The 11822-nt window shown below is 56.0% G+C and carries 12 protein-coding genes and 1 tRNA gene; 8 read left to right on the forward strand and 5 right to left on the reverse strand.

The features are described from left to right. Positions 1-284: 284 nt before the first annotated feature. From B5D61_RS20890 to B5D61_RS20900, 3 genes are all read left to right on the forward strand, one after another. Positions 285-1337, forward strand: a complete 1053-nt coding sequence (locus B5D61_RS20890) for an NHL domain-containing protein (protein ID WP_078815387.1) — start codon at positions 285-287, stop codon at positions 1335-1337. Positions 1338-1632: 295 nt separating this feature from the next. After that, positions 1633-2064, forward strand: coding sequence for a DUF6799 domain-containing protein (locus B5D61_RS20895; protein ID WP_078815388.1), 432 nt, complete (start codon positions 1633-1635; stop codon positions 2062-2064). A 209-nt stretch (positions 2065-2273) separates the two neighbouring features. Continuing rightward, on the forward strand, positions 2274-3350 hold the full coding sequence (locus tag B5D61_RS20900) for a coiled-coil domain-containing protein (RefSeq protein WP_139373402.1): 1077 nt from the start codon (positions 2274-2276) through the stop codon (positions 3348-3350). A gap of 10 nt (positions 3351-3360) precedes the next feature. On the opposite strand, the gene B5D61_RS20905 is transcribed toward B5D61_RS20900, so the two are convergent. The 4 genes from B5D61_RS20905 to B5D61_RS20920 form a co-directional block, all read right to left on the reverse strand. Continuing rightward, positions 3361-4281, reverse strand: coding sequence for a GDP-L-fucose synthase family protein (locus B5D61_RS20905; RefSeq protein ID WP_078815390.1), 921 nt, complete (start codon positions 4279-4281; stop codon positions 3361-3363). Between the two features lie 68 nt (positions 4282-4349). Continuing rightward, the gene (gene gmd, locus B5D61_RS20910; protein ID WP_078815391.1) at positions 4350-5396 is read right to left on the reverse strand and encodes a GDP-mannose 4,6-dehydratase; all 1047 of its coding nucleotides are present in this window, start codon (positions 5394-5396) and stop codon (positions 4350-4352) included. A gap of 84 nt (positions 5397-5480) precedes the next feature. Beyond that, positions 5481-6854, reverse strand: coding sequence for a UDP-glucose 6-dehydrogenase (locus B5D61_RS20915; protein ID WP_078815444.1), 1374 nt, complete (start codon positions 6852-6854; stop codon positions 5481-5483). 65 nt (positions 6855-6919) lie between these two features. After that, on the reverse strand, positions 6920-7849 hold the full coding sequence (locus tag B5D61_RS20920; protein WP_078815392.1) for a UDP-glucuronic acid decarboxylase family protein: 930 nt from the start codon (positions 7847-7849) through the stop codon (positions 6920-6922). A 305-nt stretch (positions 7850-8154) separates the two neighbouring features. On the opposite strand from B5D61_RS20920, the gene B5D61_RS20925 reads away from it, so the two are divergent. The 4 genes from B5D61_RS20925 (at position 8155) to B5D61_RS25880 (ending at position 10406) form a co-directional block, all read left to right on the forward strand. Next, on the forward strand, positions 8155-8559 hold the full coding sequence (locus B5D61_RS20925; RefSeq protein ID WP_078815393.1) for an ester cyclase: 405 nt from the start codon (positions 8155-8157) through the stop codon (positions 8557-8559). Between the two features lie 85 nt (positions 8560-8644). After that, positions 8645-9049 carry a hypothetical protein gene (locus B5D61_RS20930; protein ID WP_078815394.1) on the forward strand — a complete coding sequence of 135 codons (405 nt, stop codon included), beginning with the start codon at positions 8645-8647 and terminating at the stop codon, positions 9047-9049. A gap of 47 nt (positions 9050-9096) precedes the next feature. After that, positions 9097-9642, forward strand: coding sequence for a hypothetical protein (locus tag B5D61_RS20935; protein WP_078815395.1), 546 nt, complete (start codon positions 9097-9099; stop codon positions 9640-9642). A gap of 77 nt (positions 9643-9719) precedes the next feature. Further along, positions 9720-10406, forward strand: a complete 687-nt coding sequence (locus tag B5D61_RS25880; protein ID WP_139373403.1) for a hypothetical protein — start codon at positions 9720-9722, stop codon at positions 10404-10406. 64 nt (positions 10407-10470) lie between these two features. Here the strand turns inward: B5D61_RS25880 and B5D61_RS20950 are convergent. Beyond that, positions 10471-10542 (reverse strand) — tRNA-Arg (locus B5D61_RS20950). 126 nt (positions 10543-10668) lie between these two features. On the opposite strand from B5D61_RS20950, the gene rlmN reads away from it, so the two are divergent. After that, entirely contained in the window at positions 10669-11790 is a 1122-nt protein-coding gene (gene rlmN / locus B5D61_RS20955; protein WP_078815398.1) for a dual-specificity RNA methyltransferase RlmN, read from the forward strand. The last annotated feature ends 32 nt before the right edge of the window (positions 11791-11822 follow it).

Below are 11822 nucleotides of genomic sequence, written 5' to 3' on the forward strand. Positions count from 1 at the left end.
GATTTCCAGCAGGTTCATGGAGGCCAGCAGGTTAGTTGGGATTACTTTCATCGGCTGGCTTCTCCGAGTCTGAATTGTGAAATCACACTCGACCCCTCACCCCAGCCCTCTTCCCGCAAGCAGGGCGAGGGAGTGGTCTTTTGGCCTTCAATCCGGCAGATCAAGTGATCATTCCCTCGCCCCTCAGGGGAGAGAGCTAGAGTGAGGGGCTGGACATCTAACTATAGCAACCTCACTCTCCCCACCCCATTCCTCCCCTATTCAAATAACCCCAGACTTCCCTCATGAAGATTTCTCTACCTTCCCTTTTTTCTCTCCTGCTCCTGCCCTCCCTGGCGCTGGCGGATCGCATTGAACTGGTCGCTGGAGGGACCCAGGATGCCGTGGACATCGCGGCTACGGATGCCGTTTTGAAGGAGCCCTTTGGCACCGAGTTTGATTCCGGTGGTCACCTGTGGATCGTGGAGATGGTCTCGGGAAATCGCCTCCTGCAGGTGGATGGCGGCGGCATGATCAGTCATGTGGCTGGTCAGCTCAAACCCGGATACAGCGGTGATGGTGGGCCGGCTCTGAAGGCGCAGTTCAATGGCCCGCATAACCTCGCGATTCGTCCGGATGGGCGCGTGCTGATTGGCGATACCTGGAACGGCTGCATCCGCGAGGTGGATGTGCGTGCGGGGATTGTGAAAACCCTGGAAGGCTGGAAAGCCCCCAAGGGCCGTGAGCGTGGCAATGGTCCCTACTGTATCACGCTGGATTTCACCGGCACGCAACTCTACATCGCGGATCTGAAGCAGGTGCATCGCCTCGACCTCAGCACCGGGAAGTCCGTGGTGGTGGCAGGCAATGGCGAAAAGGGCGTGCCCGGGGATGGCACCCTGGCCACCGAAGCACCGCTGGTGGACCCCCGTGCGGTGGCGGTCGATCACCAAGGCAACATTTACATCCTTGAGCGCAACGGCAATGCCCTCCGTGTGGTGGATAAAGAAGGCAAGATCCGCACCGTGGTGAATGCCAGTGGTAAAAAAGGTGGTGAAGGCGATGGCGGTCCAGCCCTGGAGGCGACCATGAACGGTCCTAAACACCTCTGCGTGGACAAGGACGACAGCGTCATCATTGCCGATGCCGAGAGCCATCTCATCCGCCGTTATGTGCCTGCCACGGGTAAAATTGAGCGCATCGCTGGCACGGGTCAAAAAGGCAGCGCTGGAGTCGGCGGCCCCCCTGAAAAATGCGAACTGGCCCGCCCGCACGGCGTCACCATCCACCCGCAGACGGGCGTGCTCTACATCACCGACAGCTACAACAACCGCGTGCTGAAGATCCAGCGGGAGTAGAGCCTGAACGACGAGATTTCCACGAGAACTCCGAAGCCTGCCTTCCCTTAGAGAGAAGGCAGGCTTTTTGATGTGAACAAGCGACTGTGTCCGTTATTGTGGGGCGAGTGGTGATGCCATGCTCGATGTTAGGCGGTTTGGAGTGAGTTAGGGAAGCCATGCATTTCGCGAAAATGAAATCGGGGGAAATGCATGCAGCCGTCTTCTCCAGAGGGGCCGAATAACCAACGAATTGCGATAACGGCCAGGCTTTGAATCTGATCTTCGGTCGCAATAACCAACCGCCTAACTTACTATGAAAAAACTCATTCAATCCCTCGCCTTCGCATGTCTCAGTCTCTGTGTAATCACCAGCTACGGTGCCGATCAGACCCCAGCTGAGAAAGAAGCCGAGAAGAAAGCTGAAAAGGCTGCAGAACTGAACCACATTGCCCTGAAAGATGGCAAGCTGTGGGTCATGAAAGACGGTCAGACCACGGAACTGACGGAAACGGTCACCCTCAACGATGGCACCCGGGTGATGAAAGACGGCTCCTACATCGAGCAGGGCAAGACGGAAACTAAGATGCTCAAACAGGGTGAAGCCATCACCTGGGAAGGCAAGGTGACCGATCATGAAAAAGTCATGAAGGACATCGAGAAGCACAAGGAGAAGATGGCTGAGAAAGCCGCCAAAGATGCGGAAAAAGAAGCCAAGCAAGAGGCTAAAGAAGCCGAGAAAAACTAAGCTGCCAGCGTTTGGGCTTATCTTCGTTTTCAATCAGCCAAGCGTCTTCGGGCGCTTGGCTTTTTTGTTGAGATGATTATCCAGGTGACGCAATCTGAAAGCTCGGTGCAAATTTTTATCACATCCGGAGCGGCCTGATCTAATTCATGCAGACAGCGGCTTACCAGGCTGCTCCGTGTCATCGTTCATATTCTATTCTCCTTCTGACTATGCCTGTTAGCGAATCCGATATGGAAAAAATTGTGGAGGACATCGCTCCAGACCTTATTCGTCAATCTGATGCGCTTAAGGTGGAAGGTGACGATCTTCATAAAGTCTATCAAGGACAAGGTTTTTTCGGTAAGTCCAATGAGGACGCGCTGGTCATGGACAAATTGGCCAAGGACTGTGCGAAGCAGGTGGGAGTGCTCGATAAAGCGAGCATCTGTCTGATCGAGAAAGCGCTCACTCAAGAGTATGTGCTCAATCCCCTGGAAAATTCACTTTCACTCAAACAAGAAAAGCTGAGGCTTTTAGAAAAACGCAATGATCCCGCGCGTCAGGAGCAGATTGCTCAGTTGAAAGCGGAGATCGAAGATCTCCAGCAGACGAAGGGTCTGATTCAGACCCGCTTTGACGCGTTGGATCAATCCATCCGCAGCTTATCTGAACAGCAAGGAAACAAAGCCCAGGCAGCCAATCAGCGCTGGGCGGAAGAGCCTGAGGCTGCGGGTGAAATTCACATACGCGAAGAAGGTAAAGAAGTCCGATTTGACAGTCTGGCGAAGGAATTGGACGGCGGAGCCATGGCTCAACAAAAGATGAGATCTACGGAGATTGCCGTCGCTAATCAGTTGATCCAAGAGCTGCAAAATGGCAACGCCGTGGATCTAAATGATGTGCGTCGAAGCCTGCGCAACGGCGCTATCAAGCTCTCGGATTCAGAACTCAAGAAGTCTCTAGCGAGCTTCCAGCCTGCCTTGGGTGCCAGTCAGGAACTGACGAAGCAAATTGAGGCTTTAGAAAAACCGACGGGGTGGGTGCGTGATCAGCTCAGCCAGGCCAAGGTTGATGCTCAAATCGCTGATCTCAAGCAGCAGTGTCAGCAGATTTTTGAAAATCTGCGCGACAATAAACAGACCGAACTACAGAAGATTGACGTGGATGTGGATCGTGTAAAGCAGAGCACCTCAACGAAGGACTCCCTTGCTGCTCAAGGGAGCAATGTCTGGAAGCGAGCTGCACCATCTGCTTTGCAGAACGAGCCACCTCAAGCAACTGTCAGACCTCGTGGAAACACCGTCTGATAGGGAACGCCTAAACTGAGCCCGCGACGAAATCCGCATAGGCCGCACGGAGACCCTCCTCCAGCGACACCTGCGGTAGCCACCCCAGGCTCTGGATGAGGTGGGAGTCCAGCAGCTTGCGTGGGGTGCCATCGGGTTTGGTCGAGTCAAAGCACAACTCACCTTCATAACCGACGACGCGTTTCACAGTCTCGGCCAGTTCGCCAATGCTGCATTCCTGGCCACTGCCCACATTGACCCAGTCGGGCGGGTTTTCCAGATCCAGCAGGTGTAGGCAGGCCGCAGCCAGATCCTCAACATTCAGAAACTCGCGCAGCGGTTTGCCCGTGCCCCAGACGGTGACGCTCGGGACCTGGTCCACCTTGGCCTGATGAAAGCGCCGGATCAAACCGGGGATCACGTGGGAGTTTTCGGGATGATAGTTATCCCCTGGGCCATAGAGATTCGTCGGCATGGCGGAGTGAAACGTCACCCCGTATTGCTGGCGGTAGTGTTGGCACAGTTTGAGCCCAGCGATCTTAGCCAAAGCATAAGCTTCATTGGTGCACTCCAGCGGACCGGTGAGCAGGCAATCCTCTGGCATCGGCTGGGGAGCCAGACGCGGATAAATGCAGGAGCTGCCGAGAAAGAGCAGGCGCTTTACGCCACTGTTATAAGCGGCGTGAATCACATTCGCGGCCATTATGAGGTTATCGTAGATGAACTCAGCGGGGTAGGTACTGTTGGCGTGAATGCCGCCCACTTTGGCTGCGGCCAGAATGACGGTGTTAGGGCGGTTTTGGTCTAACCAATGTTCCACATCGGTCTGGCGGCGCAGATCTAGCTCCGCATGGGTGGCGGTGACGATGTCGGTTTCGCCGCGTTGGCGTAATGCACGCGCAATCGCGCTGCCCACCATGCCACGATGTCCGGCGATGTAGATGCGAGGCATAGGGAGGAAACTCGGAAAGAGGGAAAGTTGAAAGGGGAGGCGCTTAGACGAAAGGGAAATTCAGCTTTCTACTTTCGCTTCTCGGCTTTGGCGAGGTCCCAGTCGGCAGCGGCCATGATCTGCACGAGTTCGGCAAAAGTGACCTTAGGCGACCAGCCTAACACACGGCGAGCTTTTTCAGGGTTGCCGATGAGCAGCTCAACCTCTGCAGGGCGGTAATAGCGCGGGTCCACCTTGACGCGCACCGTCCCGTTTTCATCCCGGCCCACTTCATCGGCTCCTTCGCCTTCGAAGGTCAGTGGCATGCCCACCGCCGCAAAAGCGTGCTCGCAGAACTCCCTCACCGTGTGCGTCTCCTGTGTGGCGCAGACATAGTCGCTGGGTTGATCCTGCTGGAGCATGCGCCACATCATCTCGGTGTATTCGGGGGCGTAACCCCAATCACGCTGGGCACTGAGATTGCCCAACTCCAAGGGTGTTTGGAGTCCCTCGCGGATGCGACCTGCCGCGCGGGTGATCTTGCGGGTGACGAAGGTCTCGCCACGGCGGGGGGATTCGTGATTGAACAAGATGCCGTTGCTGGCATGCAGGCCGTAGGACTCGCGGTAGTTTACCACGATCCAGTAGCCGTAGAGCTTGGCCACACCGTAGGGCGAGCGCGGGTAAAACGGAGTCTTCTCCGTCTGCGGTACTTCTTGGACCAAGCCATAGAGCTCACTGGTGGAGGCTTGATAAAAACGAGCACGCTTTTCCAGACCCACTTCCTTGATGGAATCCAGAAAGCGCAGGGTGCCTAGGCCATCCACTTCGGCGGTGTATTCCGGCACTTCAAAGGAAACCTTGACGTGACTCTGTGCGGCGAGGTTGTATATTTCGTTAGGCCCAATCTTTTCCAGGAGACGGTTCAGGTTGCTGGAGTCTGTGAGATCGCCGTGATGAAGGAACAGGCGCTGATTGTAGATCTCTGGATCGTTAAAAAGATGCTCGATGCGCTGCGTGTTGAAGTTCGATGCACGACGGATCATGCCATGCACCGTGTAACCTTTCGCGAGAAGTTGCTCGGCAAGGTAAGAGCCATCCTGGCCTGTGATTCCGGTAATGAGAGCGATGGGCATGGGGCGGATAGTGATCAGTCTTCAGTAAACAGTATTCAGGATGGAGCGGTCAAGATGCAGCACTCACTGGGAACTGTTTACGGCTCAATTCTTCTCCGGCAGCGGTTTGCCGATGGCATAGACCTTGAAGCCAATGGCTTCCAGCTTCGCCCGATCCAGGATGTTGCGGCCGTCGAAGATCCAGGCTGGCTTGAGCATGTGCTGGTAAATCTTTTCGAAGTCGAGCTGCTTGTAGGCGTCCCATTCGGTGAGGATGAGCAGGGCATGGGCTCCAGCCGCAGCTTCTTCAGCGGTGGCGGGGAAGCTTACACGGGAGTCATTGGTGGCGAGTTCGAGATCCTTGCGGATTTGTTCGGGCTTCACCTTGGGATCGTGAATGGCCAGATTGGCGCGTTCTTCCAGCAGATCCTTACACACATAGATGGAGGCGGACTCGCGGGTATCGTTGGTGTCCTTTTTGAAGGCGAATCCGAGCACAGCGATGCGCTTGCCCGTGACGGTGTTGAAGAGAGTGCGCAGGACTTTCTCGGAGAAGCGGCGCTTTTGCCAGTCATTCATCTGCACGACGTGCTGCCAATACGCGGCGACCTCAGGCAGACCGAAGTGACCACAGAGATAGACGAGATTGAGCACGTCTTTCTGGAAGCAGGAGCCGCCAAAGCCCACCGAAGCTTTGAGGAACTTCGGTCCGATGCGGCTATCGGTGCCGATGGCGCGGGCGACTTCATCCACATCGGCACCGGTGGTTTCGCACAGGGCGGAGATGCTGTTGATGGACGAGATGCGCTGGGCCAGGAAGGCATTGGCCACCAGCTTGGAGAGTTCGGAGGACCAGAGATTGGTGGTGAGGATGCGTTCACGGGGCACCCAGTGGGCATAGACGCTAACCAACGATTCGACGGCAGTCTGTCCCTCGGGGGTCGTTTCTCCACCGATGAGGATGCGATCCGGAGCCGTGAGGTCAGCCACGGCGGTGCCCTCGGCGAGGAACTCGGGATTCGACAGTACCTGATGTTTCAGTCCCTTGCCGTTGGAGGCCAGGATGGTCTTGATGGCCTCCGCAGTGCGCACCGGGATGGTGCTCTTTTCGACGATGATCTTCGGCTCGGTGACGACTTCGGCAATGGTGCGCGCGACGGCTTCGATGTATCGTAAATCTGCGGCTTTTTCCGCCCCCATACCAAAGGTCTTGGTCGGTGTATTGACACTGACGAAAATGATATCCGCACTGCGGATGGTGTCCTCGACAGCTGTGGAGAAAAACAGATTTCGCCCACGTGCGGAGCGCACGACGTCATCGAGGCCCGGTTCATACACGGGTAGTTCATCCGAGTTCCAGGCGGCGATGCGATCCGCATTCAGATCCACCACCTCCACCCGGATGTCCGGGCACTTGGAGGCGATCATCGCCATGGTAGGACCGCCGACATAACCGGCACCGATACAACAAATTTTCATAAAGTTAGTTAGTGTTTGGGCGAAAATTCCGCTTTCCACTTTCCCCATTTCGGCTTTGCCAGAAATCACCCCACGATGGTCCTGAAGTAGGCAATCGTCTTTTCCAACCCCTCTTCTAGAGTCACTTTGGGTTCCCAGCCGAGTTGGCTTTTGGCCAGGGTGATGTCGGGTTGGCGTTGTTTCGGATCGTCTGAGGGAAGGGGATGGAAGGTGATTTTGGAGGGGCCACCGACTTTCTTGAGGACCAACTCTGCCAGTTGGAGCATGGTGAATTCACCGGGATTGCCGATGTTGATGGGGCCGGTGATGCCGGTGGTTTCCATCAGGCGAATGAAACCCTCGATCAGGTCATCCACATAGCAGAAGCTACGCGTCTGGCTGCCATCGCCATAGATGGTGATGTTTTGACCGCGCAGGGCCTGGACGATGAAGTTGGAAACCACACGTCCGTCATCGGGCAGCATGCGTGGGCCGTAGGTGTTGAAGATACGCACCACACGGATATCCACGCCATTCTGGCGGTGATAGTCAAAGAACAGCGTCTCCGCTACGCGCTTGCCTTCATCGTAGCAGGAGCGGATGCCAATGGGGTTCACATGGCCCCAGTAGCTCTCGGGTTGAGGATGCACTTCGGGGTCACCATAGACCTCGGAGGTGGAGGCCTGGAAAACTCGTGCGCGGGTGCGTTTGGCCAAGCCGAGGACATTGATCGCTCCCATGACCGACGTTTTGATCGTCTTGATGGCATTGTATTGGTAATGCGGCGGCGAGGCTGGGCAGGCCAGGTTGTAGATGCGGTCCACCTCGGCCTTGAACGGATCGATTACGTCATGGCGGAAGAGTTCAAACTGCGGGTTACCAAGCAGATGCGCGATGTTGGCTTTTCGACCCGTGAAAAAGTTATCCATGCAAAGGACATCATGGCCTTCGTTCAGGAGTCTTTCGCAGAGATGGGAGCCGAGAAATCCGGCACCGCCGGTGATCAGGATGCGCATGGACTATTGCTAGGCATGATTCGCCGTCGCGTCCAGTGGACAGAATGGCATATCCATTTTCCTTGCCTTGGTTGGAGGCCCGACCTGAGTGTTGATCTTTTTTACTGTCGAGGACAGGGCTGCGCGTTCGAGTTGATCTTGATGGAGGCCTTTTAAAATAGACAACTCGGCACTGGAGGGTATTCGACTGTGGATACTTTGTTGCATATCCAGTGCGTCATTTTTGACTCGTCAAGATCTTCTTCCGAAGTCATGATAGGCATTTGTGGCTGGTGTGGTAGAGTCAAGGAAATCGACCCCAAGCCATGATCTCTTCTTTACGCAAAGACATCGTCCGGGCCTATGTCGAGGCCTTCAATCGCGGCGACATTGACGCCGTGTGCCGCTGCTTCGCTCCCGATGCGCTCATTCACGGCGTGTTAGGCGGGGGAGACCTCGCCAAAGTCCGGCCCATCTGGGAACAACTGGTGGCCAGCTTCGCCCTGAGCCTCACGCTCGAGTCCATCATTGAGGAAGGTCCCCTCGTCGCTGTGCGCTACACGGAGCGCGGTCAATTCATCGGCGCCTTTCGTGGCATCGCACCCACCAGCAAACCCTATGAAGTGGTGGCCATGGAGTGGTTTGAGATCCCCGACTCCCGCATCACCCGCCGCTGGGGAGCCCGTGACTCGGCCAGTATTTTTAAGCAGATGGAGTTGGTTGTGAATTGAGACGTGGGTGGGAACGTCTCCTTCGTTGGTCAGTCATCCTCTTAAATCTCACATCCAACGCGTGAAGAACCTTTCTCGTCGAACCATGAAGAAGCTCTTGATCCTCGCTCTCTTGCCAGTCTTCACGAGTGCGCTGCCAGCGTGGGGAGAACCTCCCAAAACAGAACATAAAGATTGGGAAAAAGCGTGCGGTGGCAGCCAAATCACGATCACCCGTGTCGGTGATCACATGGTCACCCTTGAGGCCTTTGCGGAGCATTTTGCAGAGGGTAGACAGTGGCAATGTCATTTCCAGGATGGGCAGATCATTTCGGCCGCCTATCGCCATTTCATCGTCACTCGCAAGAACGCAGGAGATGCAGGTGAGTTCACCACGGAGCAGATCGAAGACCGGGTCGAGGTTTTCCACTTTCCCGATCATGATTTCACTCAGTTAGACCCTGCGCTGAAGAAGGATTTATCCGAACTCCTCGCCCTTGCCCAAAGCTAAGCCAACTCAGTCGGCGAACCACTTTAAAGTTAGGCCTTTCCTCTTTCATGAAGAAATCACTCCTCCTCTCTTTCCTTCTAACCCTCAGCGCTTGTTCCTTTACCTTCGCGGGTGAGTCTGGGTTGACGGTGACGTATCAACCACTGGATGGCCTCGCCTCCGGGACCATCCATATTGCTCAAGTCACCTGCCATGATTGGTATCGCCTCGGAGGAGGGGCCACTCAGATCCCCCTCATTTCGGCACCGAATGTGCCCCCGACAAACAACCCCAAGGAAGCCACGCAGGATCTCAATCTAGCATCCCTGTCCGGCCTGAAATTTCGGACCAGCGATCTCGGTGGTTCTTCCATCACCGCTCATTCTGTCACTCTGGATGCGACCCATTTCAAGGTCCCGCCGAATGCAGGTCACCCACGAGAAGACCTCGTGCGCGCCAGCCTGGAATGCCTGCGCCTGTGCCTACCTGAAAAGCTCCAGCAAACACCGCTCACTCTGGAATGTCGTGAGGCCGATCAGCCGTGGCTGAGCCAGATCGTGGCCGACTTCAATTCCAAGGATCGGGCGAAGGTGTTTTTTACTCCGGCTGAGTGATGGATGGCTTAATAAGGTATGCTTCTGGAAAGACAAAGTTAGCCTTTAGAAAACATAACTAGAGTCCCTCAACGAATATGAGACTGTCTCAACCTAAAGATGCGGCGGCGGAATTTCAGGCGATGTTCGAGATTACTCTTCGCAACCTACATCCTGACTATAAGCGAAATAAAGTCGTTCGAGGTATCCGAACCGAGTATGTTCGCGAAGTCGCTCTTGGAGTATATGCGTCTCACAATGTTCTCTGCCTGAAAGGGCGGTATTATCATGGCTTTTGCATCACGCTGCATCTGGAACTGCCCAATCCTTATCTGCATAGTCCTTTTACAGTCGGCGGTAGACTCGATCATAACCAGTCCGTGAACAGGGCAATCCAGAGAGATCTAGAGCGTCACATGATTTTAAGTGACTCGCACCAATTTCGGAAAGGCAGCGAGCGCATCATCACAAGATGCACCACTGAAGCTGAAGCGCTCTTACTGCCACATTACCTTTCCACCTTCGAACGATCCAGAAACGCGCTGCTCGCCTTGGCTGAGTGTGTGGTTGGGGATACACCCATCATCGCGGATCGAGAAGCCATCAAAGGCTATGGTGCAACCCTGGCTGATTGGGATTGTGATATGCTCCGGTTCTCCGAACTCTTCCAAAAGAATCACCAAGAGTCGCTGCCGTTTTTGATGGCCATCCTTGGGTCCAAGCCCGAATTATTTCAGCGACTACGGGAGAATGGGAGGCTTGATCCGTCCAACCTCCAAAGTTGACCATGTGATCAGCCTTACCCAAGCACTCAAGTGCCACCCACTAAACCAATAAAGCCTAAAAGAGTGCGCTCGCCAGGAATCGAACCTGGATATGCGGCTTCGGAGACCACCATTCTATCCGTTGAACTACGAGCGCGTTCGGGTTTGAGAACCCTATGTCTCGCATGGGCAGGCCGTGCGGGCAAGTGCAAAGTGGCGGAGGGCCGGGTGAGAAGCGGTTTCCGGGCTGGCGAAAGCTGTGGGCTGCGGTAAGGTGAGCCGAATGCCCCTTTCCCTCCATGACCTGACCTTTGACGAGCTGGGCCGCTTGCTGGCGGACGATGGGCTGCGTCCGGTGCATGCGGGCACGCTTTGGAATGCGCTGTATTTCCGTGCTGAAACGGATCTGCTGGCACGGGCGGAGCGGGAGGACTGGGTGCCGCCGCTGCGGCGCTGGCTGGCGGAGAAAACCGGGCCGGGGGGTGAATACTTCATCGATCATCTGGCCATCTCATCCCACATCCCGAGCGGGGATGGCCTGACTCAGAAATACCTGCTGCGTCTCCAGGATGGGCAGGAGATCGAGACCGTCATCATGGGCTACCCAGGGCGCTACACGGTGTGCGTGAGCACGCAGGCGGGCTGTGCCATGGGCTGTGTGTTTTGTGCCACCGGGCAAATGGGCTTCGTGCGGCATCTACGGCCCGGGGAGATCGTCGGTCAGGTGCTGCATGCGCAGCGCGTGCTGCGGGCGAAAGGGGAGCGACTGCGCAACATCGTGCTCATGGGCATGGGTGAGCCACTGCATAACTATGAGCAGGTCATGAAAGCTCTGGGCATGATCAGTGACACCCGAGGCTGTAACATCGGCCCGAGCAAGATCAGCGTGAGCACCGTAGGGGTGGTGCCGGGCATCCTGCGTCTGGCTGAGGAAGGTCGCCCCTACAATCTCGCCATCAGCCTGCATGGCAGCACGGCGGAGGAACGTGCAGCGCTGATCCCGGCAAACCAACGCTGGCCGCTGAGCGATCTCATCGCCGCCTGTCACACCTATGGGGAGAAGACCGGGCGCAAGATCTTCTTTGCCTGGACGCTCATCGCGGGAGTGAATGATACCCCGGCCCATGCGCAGCGCGTGGCGGCTCTGCTCCAGGGGCTGAAGGCGCATGTGAATCTGATCCCGCTGAATGAGACCGCAGGCTTTGCCGGTCGTGAAAGTGCGGAGACAGCAGCCAATGAATTTCACGCCATCATCCAGAGTGCGGGCATCCCCTGCACCATTCGCCAGCGCCGCGGCATTGATGTCGCAGCAGGTTGTGGCCAGCTCAAGGCGGAAAAGACGAAGAAACGGCGCGAGGCAGCCCTGCCGGTGACAGCTCCCGTAGGTTTGCATTTGAAAGCCTGACTTCCTCGAGAGTGCTATCGATTCACACGGGC

The sequence above is a fragment of the Prosthecobacter debontii genome (assembly GCF_900167535.1).
Classification (GTDB): Bacteria; Verrucomicrobiota; Verrucomicrobiia; order Verrucomicrobiales; family Verrucomicrobiaceae; genus Prosthecobacter; species Prosthecobacter debontii.

Bases quoted from the DNA above. Each gene is read 5' to 3' on its own strand.
- B5D61_RS25880 (WP_139373403.1), top strand. From the start codon at position 9,720: ATGAGACTGTCTCAACCTAAAGATGCGGCGGCGGAATTTCAGGCGATG.
- B5D61_RS20935 (WP_078815395.1), top strand. From the start codon at position 9,097: ATGAAGAAATCACTCCTCCTCTCTTTCCTTCTAACCCTCAGCGCTTGT.
- B5D61_RS20890 (WP_078815387.1), top strand. From the start codon at position 285: ATGAAGATTTCTCTACCTTCCCTTTTTTCTCTCCTGCTCCTGCCCTCC.
- B5D61_RS20895 (WP_078815388.1), top strand. From the start codon at position 1,633: ATGAAAAAACTCATTCAATCCCTCGCCTTCGCATGTCTCAGTCTCTGT.
- B5D61_RS20930 (WP_078815394.1), top strand. From the start codon at position 8,645: ATGAAGAAGCTCTTGATCCTCGCTCTCTTGCCAGTCTTCACGAGTGCG.
- gmd (WP_078815391.1), bottom strand. From the start codon at position 5,396: ATGCCCATCGCTCTCATTACCGGAATCACAGGCCAGGATGGCTCTTAC.
- rlmN (WP_078815398.1), top strand. From the start codon at position 10,669: ATGCCCCTTTCCCTCCATGACCTGACCTTTGACGAGCTGGGCCGCTTG.
- B5D61_RS20905 (WP_078815390.1), bottom strand. From the start codon at position 4,281: ATGCCTCGCATCTACATCGCCGGACATCGTGGCATGGTGGGCAGCGCG.
- B5D61_RS20925 (WP_078815393.1), top strand. From the start codon at position 8,155: ATGATCTCTTCTTTACGCAAAGACATCGTCCGGGCCTATGTCGAGGCC.
- B5D61_RS20915 (WP_078815444.1), bottom strand. From the start codon at position 6,854: ATGAAAATTTGTTGTATCGGTGCCGGTTATGTCGGCGGTCCTACCATG.
- B5D61_RS20900 (WP_139373402.1), top strand. From the start codon at position 2,274: ATGCCTGTTAGCGAATCCGATATGGAAAAAATTGTGGAGGACATCGCT.
- B5D61_RS20920 (WP_078815392.1), bottom strand. From the start codon at position 7,849: ATGCGCATCCTGATCACCGGCGGTGCCGGATTTCTCGGCTCCCATCTC.